The following is a 14,890-nucleotide window of genomic DNA, read 5'->3' as shown; positions in this document are numbered from 1 at the left end:
TTATGGACAATAAACTCTTAGGAAATTTTATTATTGCATTTCCACTTGCTGCTTTTGTAACCTATACGATGGTGATGAAAGAGCCCAACAGTGGCATCGATTGGCCAAACATAATTCTTGGAATGCTAATTGGCATGGTCAGTTACGCTATCGGAACTAGAATAAAAAATAAAGGTGAAGCTGAGTAAAAAATCAGACCACCAAAATATAATTTGAAATCAAAACCCATCTGTTACTAACAGATGGGTTTTGCCCTAACTAAACTAAATTAACCTTAATTACAACCGCTAAATAATAATTAAGATCCTACTAAGATTATAAAAACGCCTTGCTTTTATATATAGTATTTACGTGCGAAAATTCGTCTTGGATGTTTTAAATAAAGTTTTTTTTGAAACTTAACAGAATGCCACTATTTATAGCATATCAAACTGAGTGACAGAATGAGCTTAGTCGATGTTGAAACTAAGTATCGACTTTGCAGAGATTCTTCAGTCATTGCATTCCTTATGAATGACAACGATTATAATGATTTAGCTTCTTCCCAAAAGACATCCATTTCGGCTAAGGTCATGTCTTTTAAGGGTTTATTCAATGCCTTCGACTTGCTTTCAAGATATTGAAAGCGTTTCATGAATTTTTTATTCGTGCGTTCTAACGCATTTTCAGGATTGATCTTCAGAAAACGTGCATAATTGATCATGGAGAACAATACGTCTCCAAATTCATTTTCAATAGCATCGTTATTGCCTTTGGCAATTTCAGATTTCAACTCAGCCAGCTCCTCCTCTACTTTTTCAAATACTTGCTCGGGCTTTTCCCAGTCAAAACCAACACCAGCAACCTTATCCTGAATGCGGTTCGCCTTTACCATAGCTGGTAAACTTTTAGGTACACCTTCGAGAACACTCTTCTTTCCTTCCTTCAATTTGAGCTGTTCCCAATTGCGCTTTACATCCTCTTCATTCTCAACTTTCACATCACCATAGATATGCGGATGGCGTTCCACCAATTTATCACAAATGCTATGACAAACATCAGCAATGTCAAAATCATTGGTTTCACTACCTATTCTAGAGTAAAACACAATATGTAATAAAACATCACCAAGTTCTTTTTTAACCTCTTCAAGATCATTATCTAAGATCGCATCACCAAGTTCATAGACTTCCTCAATGGTTAAATGACGAAGCGATTCCATAGTCTGCTTTTTATCCCACGGACATTGCTCACGTAACTCATCCATAATAATGAGCAGGCGTTCAAAGGCTTTAAGCTGATGTGTTTTGTCGGACATCCTATTCTTCTTCGTCAGAGGTAACCGTTTCCTCTTCTTCCGTTTCTAATGCACCTAAGAGGTCATTTTTCTGAAGTAAATTATACCACTGTATCACTTTCTTTATATCTGAAGCATATACGCGGTCTTCATCATAATCTGGCAATACATTGAAGAAATATTCTTCCAAGGCATCTTTACCATCTTTATGACTAATAGAAGTCGGCCCGCCATTTTCCTTTTCCATAACTTTTTTAAGCACCTCGCGAAGCGGCACTTCTTCTGTTAGGGTATAAATGGCGATTTCACTAAGTATACTGATGTTACTGTGTGCACCAACTGTAATTCGTTTTTTATCGATTAGAGACTGTACCACCGCGCCAGTTCTGGTTTGTGTTACAATTTCGAAAAGTCCTGGTTTTCCAGAAATAGCTAAAATCTTATCTAATGTCATATCAATTTTTTTCTAAGGTTGAACACCTTTTAAATATTGTTATTAGCGTTTTCTGCTCATTGCAGGAAAACGCATTTTATAATCTATTTTAATTTTTCCTTTTGAAATATTAGTGAGTTTACCTTTGATTAAACGTTTTTTGAAAGACGATAGTTTATCCGTAAATAAAATACCTTCAATATGATCGTATTCGTGCTGAATAACTCGTGCAATTAGACCATCATATTCTTCAACATAAGTTTCAAAATTTTCATCCTGATACTGTATTTTAATCTTTGGTTGTCTGAAAACATCTTCACGCACATCAGGAATACTCAAACAGCCTTCATTGAAAGCCCATTCATCGCCATCTTCTTCTAAAATCTGCGCATTTATAAAGGTCTTTTTAAAGCCTTTTAATTGTTCTCTTTCTTCCTCTGAAAGCGAATCATCTTCAGCAAAAGGTTCAGTATCCACTAAAAACAAACGAATAGGTAAGCCTATTTGCGGAGCCGCCAACCCTACACCATATGCACCATACATGGTCTCGTACATATTAGCGATGAGTTCATCAAGATTAGGATAGTCCTTATTAATATCCTTAGCCTTTTTCTTTAAAACTGCATCACCGTAAGCGACAATTGGTAAAATCATAATCTTCTAATATTTCGGGAGCAAAAGTACAATTCTTATTTAAGATTTTGAAGCCAAATAGCTCTGTAGAATTAATGTGGCACTGATTTCATCTATCAGCGCTTTATTCTGGCGTTGCTTTTTCTTCAAGCCACTATCGATCATCGTTTGAAACGCCATTTTTGAAGTAAAGCGTTCATCAATGCGTTCAACTGGAATATCAGGCAATACTTTTGAAAGTTGATCTATAAATTTCTGTATATAAACTTCACTTTCAGAAGCGGTATTATCCATCTGCTTTGGTAAACCTACAACAAATAATTCTACATTTTCTGAAGCTACGTAGTCTTTCAAAAATGTAATGAGATCTTGAGTTTCAACTGTTGTCAAACCAGATGCAATAATTTGCATTTCATCTGTAACAGCTAAACCTGTTCGCTTCGTTCCGTAGTCTATGGCTAAAATTCTTCCCATGCGGCAAAGATAATGCAATAAAAAAACGCTACTCAAAAAAATGAGTGGCGTTTTAAAAAATTAGCTATTAATTAAGTCTATGATTTTATTACCCTCTATAAATAAATCACGTTAATTATCTATAAGACACCAATAATTAGAATTGGTCACATTGTTTTAAAAAAAAACTCCTCAATTTAAGGGGAGAGGAGTTTTCGAATAATTAGCTATTAATTAAATTCTCAGATAAACTTGTATATATAGATTATCCTTGCATTTAACAATTATAAGACACCAACTTTTTTCTTTGGTCACAATTTTTTCAAAATATTTTCATGAAGCCTTTTTAACGACTTATCTTTGACGTAAAAATTACAATTTACTAAGATGAAAGAACTGCAGTCTATTATAGAGAATGCTTGGAACGATCGTTCGCAATTAACAAATGAAGAAACTATAAATGCTATCAGAGCTGTAATCGATCTTATCGATTCGGGCAGCTTAAGAGTTGCCGAGCCAAAAGGTGATGGTTGGCAAGTAAATGAGTGGGTGAAGAAAGCTGTTGTACTTTATTTCCCTATTCAAAAAATGGAGACTTTTGAAGTTGGCATTTTTGAGTACCACGACAAGATTCCTCTGAAACGTAACTACAAGGAGAAAGGTATTAGAGTGGTTCCGCATGCTGTTGCGCGCCACGGTGCTTATATTTCTAAAAGCGTGATCATGATGCCTAGTTACGTGAATATCGGTGCTTATGTTGATGAAGGTACGATGGTAGACACATGGGCAACCGTTGGAAGCTGCGCACAGATTGGTAAGAATGTTCACCTTTCAGGAGGTGTTGGAATCGGCGGCGTTTTAGAGCCATTACAGGCTGCACCTGTAATCATAGAAGATGGCGCATTTATTGGCAGCCGTTGTATCGTTGTTGAAGGAGTTCGTGTTGAAAAAGAAGCTGTTTTAGGTGCCAATGTTGTACTTACGATGAGTACAAAGATCATCGACGTTACCGGTGATGAACCAATAGAAATGAAAGGTGTTGTACCTGCGCGTTCTGTAGTAATTCCTGGTAGTTACACCAAAAAATTTGCCGCTGGAGAATTTCAAGTACCTTGTGCCCTAATTATCGGAAAGCGTAAAGAAAGTACGGATAAGAAAACATCATTAAACGATGCTTTGCGCGAGTATGATGTAGCAGTGTAGCTCATAATTCAAATAGCAAATATCATATTTTATAGGTTTCATTTGGAATCATTAATGGGATGTTTGTAATTTTCTTTCAAAATGAAAGTTCTTATAATACAACAGAAAATGATTGGTGATGTTTTGGCAACAAGCATAATGTTTGAAGCCATCAAAAAACGTTATCCTGAAGCAGAATTGCATTATGTTTTAAATTCGCACACCTATCCTGTTGTAGAACAAAATCCATATATAGACCATTTTCACTTTTTCACACCTGAACACGAAAAAAGTAAACGGAAACTGTGGCAATTTGCTACTCAACTACGGCATGAAAACTTTGATGTTGTTATTGATGCCTATTCCAAATTATCGAGTAATATCATAACTTTTAGATCGAAAGCAAAAACTAAAATCTCTATTGATAAGGGTCACAATTCTTTAATCTATAACCATAGATTCAAAAATAAATCTACAGCTAGTACCAACGCCGGATTAGCCATTGAAAACCGCCTTCAACTTCTCACACCTCTGGATATAGATTCTGAAAAAATTATTAAACCTAAAATATTTCTTTCCAAAGAAGAAAAAAATAAAGCAGAAGCCTTTTTAAAATCGAATGGTTTAGATTTAGATCGACCTCTGTTTATGATCGGTGTTTTAGGAAGTGGCCCTGAAAAAACCTATCCTTTTGAATATATGGCTAAGGTGATTGATACCATTGTAAAACATCAATCTGAAAGTCAGATCTTATTCAATTATATTCCAAAACAAGAAGCTGATGCGCGAGCCATTTTCGACTTGTGTCAACCGGAAACCCAATCGCATATTTTCTTCGATGTATTTGGTAAAAGTTTGCGAGATTTCTTAGCCATTACTGCACATTGTGATGCATTAATAGGCAACGAAGGTGGAGCCATAAATATGGCCAAAGCCTTGGACATCCCGACTTTTACATTCTTTTCGCCGTGGATAAAAAAAGAAGCTTGGAATATGTTTGATGACGGAGAAAATCACGTCTCTGTTCACCTTCGTGATTATGAAACATCCTTTTATGAAAACACCAAACACCCAAAAGAACTAAAATCTAAGACAAACGAACTATATCAAGCCTTTAAGCCGGAATTGTTTGAAGCAGAACTCAAAAGATTTCTAAGTAAATTTTAAAAAAATAAGGGATCAATTTTTTACGATTCCGAAGTCAGTCCACTTAAGATTTTCCTTTTTTGTGGTTGCCCTAATGGCCAAGTTTTTATCAATAGACTCCTGAGTCTTGTAGCCTCTCGGATGATCTAAATGCAGGCAAACAGCGCTATAACGAATCTGCTTAGATTTCAAACCATAGTTAAATAACCGCTCTCCTAACTCTCTATCCTGACCACCATATTGCATGCGTTCGTCAAAACCATTAATGGCCATAATATCCTTTTTCCAACCAGATGCGTTATGTCCGTTCCAACTGGCATTCGTGGGAGTTACTGTATTTAAAAACTGACTTGTTAAACCTTTAGCTGTAAGCTTATTGTTTTTAAATGAAGACTTTAATCCATGAGATTTTAACCACTTCACATTAAAACAGCGTTGTGATAAAATATCCTCTTTTGTAATAAGCTTTGAAATTTGCATAGGAAGCATAAAGTAGCCTCCCGACAAAAAGTAACCTTCTTCGCGCTCATTGATATGCACTTCAACATAATCCTCTCTGGCCATGCAGTCGCCGTCGCTCATAAGAATGTAATCCGCATTACAAGCCAGTATGGCTTTATTCAGAATTTGGGATTTCTGAAATCCATTATCTTCATGCCATACGTGAATTATTGGGAAACTAAGCTCAGACTTCATTCTATCGATAAGATCGAAAGTTGGTTGTTTAGAACCATCATCAGCAATGACCATTTCAAAATTCTTAAACGTCTGCGCTTCATAACTCCACATGACTTTCTCGAGCCATTCTTCAGAATTATAAGTACTAATAACGACAGAAATTTCAGGTTTTTGCATGGTTTACTTCTTTATTCCGTAAGGGGTCCACTTGGTTCTATTTTGTTTTGTGGCCGATCTAATTTTTTCATTTTCAGCAAGCGACTCCGCTCGCTTATATGGTCTTTCGTGGTGCAAATGTACGCAAATCGTGCTATACCGTACTTGTAAAAATCGCACACCATTATTCATCATTCTTTCGCCCACTTCTCTATCTTCACCGCCATATTGCATCCGTTCATCAAAACCATTTACAGCCAGAATATCATTTTTGAAACATGACACATTCATACCATCAAAAGTAGCTTTTGTTGGTGTGAAATAGTTGAGTAATTTCGACTTGAATTTGATCTTGGTTAATTTATTCAGTTTGAAATTATCTGGCTGGCCTTTGGCTAATAACCAATGCTTATCAAAACATTTTTGTTCAGAAATGATTTCTTCGTTTATGGTCTGAGAAATTTTTTCCGTTAGTTTGAAATAACCTCCCGAGAGCGCACAATTAGGTTGCTTTAATTTAAGATGAGTTTCAACAAAATCCTTACGTGCTATACAATCCCCATCAGTAAAAATTAAATAATCAGTACTTGATGCAAGTATAGCTTTATTAAGAATTTTGGTTTTTTGAAAGCCATGATCTTCTTGCCACAAATGCTTCACATCTAGATCGCTTTCTTCAGTAAAACGATCGATCACTTGTTGTGTTTCACTAGTAGAACCGTCGTCTGCAACAACAATCTCAAAAGCCTTATCTGTCTGAATACCATAACTATACAGTACCAATTTCAACCATTCTGGTTGATTATAAGTACTAATAATTACTGAAGCTTTTAAAGGTGATTGCATGTCTACAAAAATACTATTTTTACAACAGTGAAATCAAATTATGCTTAAACTATCTGGTGTCATCATAACCTTTAATGAAGAACGAAACATTGAAAAATGTTTAGATTCTTTGGTAGATGTCGCGGATGAAATTATAGTAGTAGATTCGTTTTCAACCGACCGCACTAAAGCCATCTGTGAAAGTTATAATGTCAATTTTATTGAACAAGAATTTCTGGGCTACGTCGATCAGAAAAATTTCGCACTAGAACAGACTACCAACGACCATGTGGTTTCATTAGATGGTGACGAAGCCTTATCAGAAGCCCTTCAAAAATCAATAATTGACTTAAAAAATAACTGGCAATATGATGGTTATTATGCCAATAGATTTAATAATTTTTGCGGCCAATGGATAAAATATTCGGATTGGTATCCCAATAAAAAGTTACGTGTTTTTGATAAAACAAAAGCGAATTGGCAAGGTCATAAAATTCATGAAACTGTAAAATTACATGATCCAAATTCGAAGGTTGGTTATTTAAAAGGTGATATTCTTCATTACACCTATCAGACCTATGAAGAAATGGATCGTAAAACGGACTATTTTTCAACCATCTCGGCACAGTCTTACTATGAATTGGGTAAAAAAGCATCTGTTTTTCAACTAATTTTCAATCCGGCTTGGGCATTTTTTAAGGCCTTTATATTAAGACTTGGATTTTTGGATGGCAAAAACGGATTCAGAATTTGTTATCAAACAGGAAAGATCACCTACCTGAAATATGCTAAACTGAGAAGGCTCTATCGTGATGGTTCTTAGCTTTTCTTCTTCCGCCAGAAATAATATTTCTTTTTAAAGGCCTCACGTTTTTTAAAACTTGAAGAAAATTGTTGGGAGAAATGAAACATGCGTTCTCTAACCTCAGAATGTGGTTTACCGATAAGTTTTGCATACTCGTCACTGAGAATCTCTAACATCTCATCTTTTGGTGAAAGCCTAGCAAAATTGGCCAAACGTTCATCGTAACTCAAGGTTTTAAATTCCATTCGATTAAGATCTACCAAATAAAATTTATAACCATCGGCATCTTTTTTAATCAGTGTATTGCCGGGTGAATGATCTAAAAAATGTATGCCTTTTTCATGCAATTCAAAGGTAAACCTAGTGAACTGTCTCAAGATATTTTCATAATCATCCGTTGAAGGATCATCGACAATTTTTCTTATAGTAAAATCGTACTCTAATTGTTCGCTAATGTAGTAGCTCTTGCCAAAAACTATTAGGGACGTGTGCTCTACATAGGCAATAGGATTCGGTGTTAAAATACCAGAAGCCAATAATTTTTCAGCATATAAAAAGGAGCGTTCAGCTTTACTCTTTCTAAAAAATCGATAAACGATTTTGTTAACCAGGTTAGGCACTTTAAAGGCCTTTACATTATAACGCTGGCCATCAACATCTAAGATTCTAATAACATTTCGGTAACCAGTGCCAATCAATTCACCTTCAGCAGAAAAATTCTTCAACATGTGTTGAATTGATTCCCTGTTAAGGACAGATTCCTCATGAATATGAATTTTAATAGACATAAATAGCGATTAACTGGCTGCAAAAGTAGGTATTTAATTCTTTAAATTTGCCAATAACTAACTCACATCTATGTATAAGCATTATCTCATCACGCGTTTTAATCTCAGAAACAAAAACTGGGATGTAACTAAAAACAATGAAACTCTTTTAACGCGCGAATGGATGAATCATCGTATTGGTTTATTCAGAGATTTTTGCCTACCATCAGTAGCAGCACAAACTAATTCAAATTTTCAGTGGTTATTATTTTTTGATGTGACTACGGATGATGATTTTAAAGATACTCTAGAAAGTCTGCTGAAACCCTATTCACATTTTAAAGCTTTTTACATCGACGGAATGGATGCCTTTCATCCTGAAATTAAAAAGTTTATTTCTGAAGATAGTAAGAATTCAGAATTTATTATTACTTCTCGAATTGATAATGACGATTGCATTCACAGGGATTATATTGATACCATTCAGAGTGTATTTAAATCTCAAGAATTTATGGCCATTGATATTTTGAAAGGCTACTCACTTCAAATATCACCAGAGATCATGATTGGTAAAAAGGAACATATTTTCAATCCATTTATAAGTCTCATTGAAAAAAATGATGCACCAAAAACGGTTTGGTTTAGTGATCATAATATGTGGAAAAAAGAATCGAGACGTATCGAGATTGCTAACAAACGCCTATGGATGTCTATCATACACGAAAAAAATGCCGTTAATGAGTTTGATGGTTATGATGACGTAGATTGGAACTCAATAAAATCAGACTTTATCGTATCAGAAGCCATTGATAAAAAGGTGACGGAACATATCATACCACATGCACAGTGGCGTTACTTAAGTTTTAAAAATAAACTTTACGTAAACTATGTCTTGATGAGTAAGAAGTTTAAAAAAGCACTTGGTCTTTATAAAATCAAATGATCAGTCCGATTAATTACTGTGGTTTTCGAGCACATCATTGAGCTCATCGATCATTTCCTTTGCAATAACTTCCTTAGTATGATTGTCTACCAAAAATTGGTATCCATTTTTGATGAATTTTTCTTGAAGTACTTTATCGTTAATCAGAGTCTGAACTTTATCAGCAAAATCCTGAGCATTTCCGACCTCAGCCAAAAACCCAGTTTCATTATGCATTACAAGCTCTGGAATACCACCTGCATTTGCCGCAACAACCGGAACTTTACAAGCATAAGCTTCTAGGATTACGCCACCGGCTGGTTCGTTATTTGAGGTAAATAAAAAGAGATCAAACTCTGGTAGTATCTCAGGAATATCTTTCCTAAACCCAGCAAATACCACGCGATCTTCTAATCCTTTAGAGGCAACATAGGCCTTAATTTCATCTTCCAAAACACCTTTACCTACTAAAACGAAGGTTGCCTTTAGATCTGTTTTAGCCAAAATTTCAACCGTATCAATCCAAGTGTAGTGATCTTTAAATCCGGTGAAAGCTGCAACGTTTCCAATAATCTTATGGTCTGATGGAATATTGAATTCTTTATGAAGCATTCCATTTTTCTCAGTCTTCTTAAACTTATTAATGTCGGTTAATATCCCAACAATTCTCAGTTTACTGTGATCTTTCACTGCGTATTTGAGCTCATCAACAACAGGCTGGGTAATACAGAGAATCCGTTTGATTCCCTTGTAGTTATATTTCCACTTTCTGAAGAAATTAGTATCCACGCGCTTAATAAGTGTTCTACATAAAACCAGTGGGATTTTTAGTCCATAGAAAAGGGATGAAAGCACAGCAATGGTATGCGATTGACTATTATGAATAAAAACGAGGTCAGCCTTATTTTCATCGGCAATACGTTTTAAAGATTTGGCAAATTTCAGATCGTATTCTGACTTAAAATCTAATCCAATAACCTGCATATTCTTCTCCTTCGCGATCTTATGAACTTCAGAATCTTTTGTGCAAACAATCCATTGGTCTTCAACATAACCAAAATCACGGAAGGCTTCATACAGATAAATTATTTTCTGCTCGTGCCCTCGCCAACCTCTTGATGCTGTAACTTGTATTAATCTCATGCGATAATTAGTGTTGTTCGATTGGCAATTTAATAAGATCTCCCATAATTTTATTCAAGGGTTCAACATAATTTCGTTTCATTCCGCCTTTGTGTAAAAAGGTGAGTTCCCCGAAATACACCTGTTGTTCAATCTCATACAGATCAACCCTAACGAATGCAAATTCCTTTGATAATGTTTTTGCAATGCGCACCATTTCATCGAAAGTTGCTGGTTTTCCAATGTCTTGTTTCAGATGATTTTCTCCAATAATGGCAGGGTTTTGCTTTTGCCAATTCATATCGTAATAGGCCTCTTTGATCCTATCGTTTTCAAAAGTTTTAACATGAATATAATGCGGCTCTCCATGAAAACACATGAATTTATAATCGATAATATGATCACTCCCCAACTGATCTAAAAATTTCTCAGCCACAATTCTAGGCTGAATATCTTTATAAATGACCTCTTTATACTTATCGTAATAATTTTGAGACATAAATTTCTTTAACTCTGCCTTAGCCTTTGGCCAATCGAGTTTTTTCACATCGGGAACTATCACATTATAACCAGAACCATGAGTACCTTTAAGTACGAATTTCTCAGGCAGTTCTTTTAAGTCAATATCATCAACATCTTCATAAACCGCAATAAGCTCATTCAAATATTGTTCGCCAATGGTTTCCTTTATATGCGCTCTTACTTCGTACTTATCAATGTACTTTTTAAAAGACTCGTCATACAAATTGAGTCTGATCCACTGTATTTTCTCAGCGAATTCTTTAGGATTCTCTAAATCTAATTTCTTATTATTTTTTAAGTAGAACTGCGTCTTTACATAATCGATATGACGCTCTGGTCTATTCTTTAAATATTTAGCCAGTAATTGAAAGTACTTCCGTTTGAAAAATTTCATAAACAAAACAATTGCCCAAAAGTATGAATAGTTTTTCGAATTAATAAAGCCCTAGACAATTTTAAAACACCATTAGTAAATCGTATCTTTGCACAGCTAATTTTTCCTAGGTAATATGCACCATAAACAGGCCTTAAAACACAAGATTTTTTCAATTATTTCTCAGTCTGCGGAAGAACTCAATCTAGACTGTTTTGTGATCGGTGGTTTTGTACGCGATTATCTCCTAGAACGCGGTAATGCCAAAGATATTGACATAGTTGCCGTTGGAAGTGGAATAGAACTAGCTCAACAAGTTTCTAAGAACTTACCCAATCAACCTAAAGTACAAATCTTCAAAACTTATGGTACCGCCATGTTGCGATTTGAAGATATTGAGATTGAATTTGTTGGAGCTCGAAAAGAAAGTTACAACGAAAATAGCCGAAATCCGGTTGTTGAAAATGGCACCTTAGAAGACGATCAAAACCGACGCGATTTTACTATAAATGCATTGGCATTAAGTCTTAACGCTTCAAATTACGGCGAACTTTTAGATCCTTTCAATGGTATTGAGGATCTGGATAAGGGCATAATTAGAACACCGTTAAATCCTGATATTACCTATAGCGACGATCCGTTGCGCATGATGCGTGCTATAAGGTTTGCTACGCAATTAAACTTCCAAATTGAAAAGGAGTCTTTGAGTGCAATTAAAGCAAATAAGGACCGCATCAAAATAATTACTAAGGAGCGTATTGTTGTAGAATTGCACAAAATTCTTGAAAGTGATAAGCCTTCTATTGGTTTCAAACTTTTAGAAAAAACAGGGTTACTCGATTATATTCTTCCTGAGTTGACTGCATTAAAAGGCATAGATGAAGTTGAAGGTCAACGCCATAAAGACAATTTCTATCATACTTTAGAGGTTGTAGACAACATTACAAAAACGACTGATAATGTTTGGTTGCGTTGGGCAGGGCTGCTGCATGATATTGGTAAAGCACCCACGAAGAAGTTTCATCCAAAGATTGGTTGGACCTTCCACGGCCATGAATTTGTGGGATCGAAAATGGTGTATAAACTTTTCAAAAGGTTGAAAATGCCATTGAATGACAAAATGAAATTTGTTCAGAAAATGGTGCTAATGAGTTCTAGACCAATAGTATTATCTTCTGAAGTTACTGATTCTGCGGTTAGACGCTTGGTTTTTGATGCGGGTGATCATGTGGATGATCTTATGACCTTATGCGAAGCGGATATCACAACCAAAAATCCGAAGAAATTTAGAAAGTATAAGAACAATTTCAAACGTGTAAGAGAGAAAATTGTTGAAGTTGAAGAACGCGACAGAGTTAGAAATTTTCAGCCACCAGTTTCAGGTGAAGAGATTATGAAAACTTTCAATCTGAAGCCTTCAAAAGAAATTGGCCAAATAAAAGAAGCAATCAAAGAAGCGATTCTAGAAGGTGAAATACCAAATGAGCACGAGGCGGCTTTCCAACTTATGTTGAAAAAGGGGAAGGCGCTAGGATTAACAGCAGTGAAACTATGATAGAATTGTTAAGAACAGACTCTAGTCATCTTGATTTTGAAAAACTCGTCGCTCAGCTCGATGCGTATTTAAAGATCACTGATGGTGATGAACATGAGTTTTACAATCAATTTAATGGCATTGCGCACCTTAACCATGTAGTTTTGGCATATATCAATCAGAAACCTGCCGGATGTGGTGCTTTCAAAGCCTTTGATGAAGAGCGTGTAGAAGTTAAGCGCATGTTTACCTTACCAGAAGAAAGAGGTCGAGGTATCGCTTCAAAAATTTTGCTTGAGCTTGAACAATGGGCCAGTGAGCTTGGATATATGGCTAGTATTCTTGAAACGGGTAAACGGCAAGTTGAAGCTGTAAATTTTTACAAAAGATCGAATTACGAGCTCATTGAAAAATACGGTCAATATAAGGACATGGAAAATAGTTTATGTTTTCAAAAACAACTGATTAAAGTATGAAACAAAAGTTCAGAAATACAGCTAAAGTAGCATTAGTGCTTATCTATCTGGTCATAGTTGCTGGGGCTGTTGTTCGTATGACGGGATCTGGTATGGGCTGTCCAGATTGGCCAAAATGTTTTGGGTATTACATACCACCTACCGATGCTTCTGAAATTCAATTTCAGCCAAATCACGAGTATAAAAAAGGTTATGTTATTCAGATAGATGATATCTTCTATTACGCCAAATCAGATTTCACGAGTGGTTCAGAATTAAACCTAAGTAACTGGGAACCAAATACTACCCACGATTACAACACCTTCAACGCTAAGCACACTTGGATTGAATATATCAACCGACTTATCGGAGCATTATCTGGGATTCCTATTCTGATTTTTACAATAATGTCGTTCTGGCTATGGTCGCATAAAAAGCGTCTGTTATTTCTATCTATCCTCACGGTTTTTGGAATGGGATTTCAGGCGTGGTTAGGAAAGACCGTAGTAGACTCTAATCTGTTGCCGTACAAGATCACCATACACATGGTTATGGCTTTGGTTATTGTGGCACTTATACTCTATCTTATTCATGCATCGAGTTCAAAAATTAAAAGCCAAAAGTTTGATGGTTTGTTTAAAACGGGGATGATTATCGCAACAGTGCTAACCTTAATTCAGATTGTTATTGGCACACAAGTAAGGCAATTTGTGGATGAACAAAATACATTAAGTGGCTATTTAAATTGGGATATTACAGAACTGGCGCCTTTAGAATTTTATGTCCATCGTTCGCTTTCTATCTTAGTTTTATTACTTAACGCTTGGCTGTTCTATCGAAACAGATCACTTAATTTAGGTTTTAAAAAATTCAGGTTTATTATCATATTAATTGGACTAGAGATCGCAACAGGCATTGCGATGTATTATTTCAATTTCCCATTCAGTACTCAACCAATACATTTGGTACTTGCGGCACTGCTTATTGGTGTTCAGTTTTATATAATTTTAGAAAGTTCTCAAAGCAAGCGTTCTTTAAATTATAGGACAGAACCGAGTTAAATTTTATCTTTGCACTAATAAGATCAGATTATGATTTACAGATTTAGAGTCATCTTAGATAATGATACCGAAGACGATGTGTTTCGTGATTTAGAAATTCGTGAAACAGATACTATGGAAGATCTTCACAACATCATAACGCAATCTTTTGGGTTTGACGGCATGGAAATGGCATCCTTTTATATCAGTGACGAGCAATGGAATCAGGGCGAAGAGATTGCGATGTTTGATATGAGTGAAGCCGGCAATGAAGTGAGAGTAATGGGCGCAACGATCATTAAAGATGTGGTGCATGAAGCTTCTCCGAAACTCATTTATGTATACGATTTTCTGAACATGTGGACCTTTTTTGTAGAACTTGCAGAGATTGTTGATGAAGCCCAAGGAACAGATTATCCTAATTTGATGTTTGTACACGGCCAGATCCCAGATCAGGCTCCTGAAAAACAATTTAGTGCCGATGATGATCTTGATGATCCTGAATTTGACGACAATTTAGACCTTGATGATTACGATGAACTAGGTTTTGACGAAAATTGGAACTAAG

General features: G+C 35.6%; 18 protein-coding genes. 9 read left to right on the top strand and 9 right to left on the bottom strand.

All coding sequences use genetic code 11. The annotated features are described in order from the left end of the window. Positions 1-2: 2 nt before the first annotated feature. Complete coding sequence (locus DDY94_RS07870; RefSeq protein WP_111683557.1) at positions 3-188, top strand: hypothetical protein; 186 nt, start codon at positions 3-5, stop codon at positions 186-188. Between the two features lie 335 nt (positions 189-523). Here the strand turns inward: DDY94_RS07870 and mazG are convergent, their stop codons facing one another. The 4 genes from mazG to ruvX are packed head-to-tail and all read right to left on the bottom strand — an operon-like array spanning position 524 to position 2,816. Continuing rightward, positions 524-1,297, bottom strand: a complete 774-nt coding sequence (mazG, locus tag DDY94_RS07865) for a nucleoside triphosphate pyrophosphohydrolase (RefSeq protein ID WP_111683556.1) — start codon at positions 1,295-1,297, stop codon at positions 524-526. 1 nt (position 1,298) lies between these two features. Then, positions 1,299-1,730 (bottom strand): DUF5606 family protein, encoded by a 432-nt coding sequence (locus DDY94_RS07860; protein WP_111683555.1) that lies wholly within the window; start codon positions 1,728-1,730, stop codon positions 1,299-1,301. Between the two features lie 42 nt (positions 1,731-1,772). Then, entirely contained in the window at positions 1,773-2,363 is a 591-nt protein-coding gene (def, locus tag DDY94_RS07855; protein ID WP_111683554.1) for a peptide deformylase, read from the bottom strand. A 39-nt stretch (positions 2,364-2,402) separates the two neighbouring features. Further along, positions 2,403-2,816: a Holliday junction resolvase RuvX gene (gene ruvX, locus DDY94_RS07850; protein WP_111683553.1), complete on the bottom strand. Its 414-nt coding sequence runs from the start codon at positions 2,814-2,816 to the stop codon at positions 2,403-2,405. Positions 2,817-3,182: 366 nt separating this feature from the next. On the opposite strand from ruvX, the gene DDY94_RS07845 reads away from it, so the two are divergent. Together DDY94_RS07845 and DDY94_RS07840 are read left to right on the top strand one after the other, a co-directional pair. Beyond that, complete coding sequence (locus DDY94_RS07845) at positions 3,183-3,998, top strand: 2,3,4,5-tetrahydropyridine-2,6-dicarboxylate N-succinyltransferase (RefSeq protein WP_111683552.1); 816 nt, start codon at positions 3,183-3,185, stop codon at positions 3,996-3,998. An 81-nt stretch (positions 3,999-4,079) separates the two neighbouring features. Beyond that, positions 4,080-5,144, top strand: coding sequence for a glycosyltransferase family 9 protein (locus DDY94_RS07840; RefSeq protein ID WP_111683551.1), 1,065 nt, complete (start codon positions 4,080-4,082; stop codon positions 5,142-5,144). Positions 5,145-5,156: 12 nt separating this feature from the next. Here the strand turns inward: DDY94_RS07840 and DDY94_RS07835 are convergent, their stop codons facing one another. Together DDY94_RS07835 and DDY94_RS07830 are read right to left on the bottom strand one after the other, a co-directional pair. Further along, on the bottom strand, positions 5,157-5,978 hold the full coding sequence (locus tag DDY94_RS07835) for a glycosyltransferase family 2 protein (protein ID WP_111683550.1): 822 nt from the start codon (positions 5,976-5,978) through the stop codon (positions 5,157-5,159). Between the two features lie 3 nt (positions 5,979-5,981). Beyond that, positions 5,982-6,803, bottom strand: a complete 822-nt coding sequence (locus DDY94_RS07830; protein ID WP_111683549.1) for a glycosyltransferase family 2 protein — start codon at positions 6,801-6,803, stop codon at positions 5,982-5,984. Between the two features lie 40 nt (positions 6,804-6,843). Between DDY94_RS07830 and DDY94_RS07825 the strand changes: the two genes are divergently transcribed. Beyond that, complete coding sequence (locus DDY94_RS07825) at positions 6,844-7,605, top strand: glycosyltransferase family 2 protein (protein ID WP_111683548.1); 762 nt, start codon at positions 6,844-6,846, stop codon at positions 7,603-7,605. On the opposite strand, the gene DDY94_RS07820 is transcribed toward DDY94_RS07825, so the two are convergent. Then, the gene (locus DDY94_RS07820; RefSeq protein WP_111683547.1) at positions 7,602-8,375 is read right to left on the bottom strand and encodes a lipopolysaccharide kinase InaA family protein; all 774 of its coding nucleotides are present in this window, start codon (positions 8,373-8,375) and stop codon (positions 7,602-7,604) included. The genes DDY94_RS07825 and DDY94_RS07820 overlap by 4 nt on opposite strands. A 70-nt stretch (positions 8,376-8,445) precedes the next feature. On the opposite strand from DDY94_RS07820, the gene DDY94_RS07815 reads away from it, so the two are divergent. Further along, positions 8,446-9,297: a glycosyltransferase gene (locus DDY94_RS07815; protein WP_111683546.1), complete on the top strand. Its 852-nt coding sequence runs from the start codon at positions 8,446-8,448 to the stop codon at positions 9,295-9,297. 9 nt (positions 9,298-9,306) lie between these two features. Here the strand turns inward: DDY94_RS07815 and DDY94_RS07810 are convergent, their stop codons facing one another. Further along, positions 9,307-10,419: a glycosyltransferase family 4 protein gene (locus tag DDY94_RS07810; protein WP_111683545.1), complete on the bottom strand. Its 1,113-nt coding sequence runs from the start codon at positions 10,417-10,419 to the stop codon at positions 9,307-9,309. Positions 10,420-10,426: 7 nt separating this feature from the next. Next, positions 10,427-11,314 carry an ATP-grasp fold amidoligase family protein gene (locus tag DDY94_RS07805; protein WP_111683544.1) on the bottom strand — a complete coding sequence of 296 codons (888 nt, stop codon included), beginning with the start codon at positions 11,312-11,314 and terminating at the stop codon, positions 10,427-10,429. A gap of 115 nt (positions 11,315-11,429) precedes the next feature. Between DDY94_RS07805 and DDY94_RS07800 the strand changes: the two genes are divergently transcribed. From DDY94_RS07800 to DDY94_RS07785, 4 genes are read left to right on the top strand one after another with little or no spacing between them, the layout of a single operon-like run. Beyond that, entirely contained in the window at positions 11,430-12,848 is a 1,419-nt protein-coding gene (locus tag DDY94_RS07800; protein WP_111683543.1) for a CCA tRNA nucleotidyltransferase, read from the top strand. After that, on the top strand, positions 12,845-13,303 hold the full coding sequence (locus DDY94_RS07795; protein ID WP_111683542.1) for a GNAT family N-acetyltransferase: 459 nt from the start codon (positions 12,845-12,847) through the stop codon (positions 13,301-13,303). Before DDY94_RS07800 ends, DDY94_RS07795 begins: the two co-directional genes overlap by 4 nt. After that, positions 13,300-14,343 carry a COX15/CtaA family protein gene (locus tag DDY94_RS07790; protein ID WP_111683541.1) on the top strand — a complete coding sequence of 348 codons (1,044 nt, stop codon included), beginning with the start codon at positions 13,300-13,302 and terminating at the stop codon, positions 14,341-14,343. The genes DDY94_RS07795 and DDY94_RS07790 overlap by 4 nt, the downstream gene beginning before the upstream one ends. Before the next feature lie 30 nt (positions 14,344-14,373). Beyond that, positions 14,374-14,889 carry an IS1096 element passenger TnpR family protein gene (locus DDY94_RS07785; protein ID WP_111683540.1) on the top strand — a complete coding sequence of 172 codons (516 nt, stop codon included), beginning with the start codon at positions 14,374-14,376 and terminating at the stop codon, positions 14,887-14,889. Position 14,890: the final 1 nt, after the last annotated feature.

The sequence above is a fragment of the Winogradskyella tangerina genome (assembly GCF_003260205.1).
Classification (GTDB): Bacteria; Bacteroidota; Bacteroidia; order Flavobacteriales; family Flavobacteriaceae; genus Winogradskyella; species Winogradskyella tangerina.
Note: the sequence above shows the minus strand (reverse complement) of the source record. Positions and strands in the feature narration are given on the sequence as shown.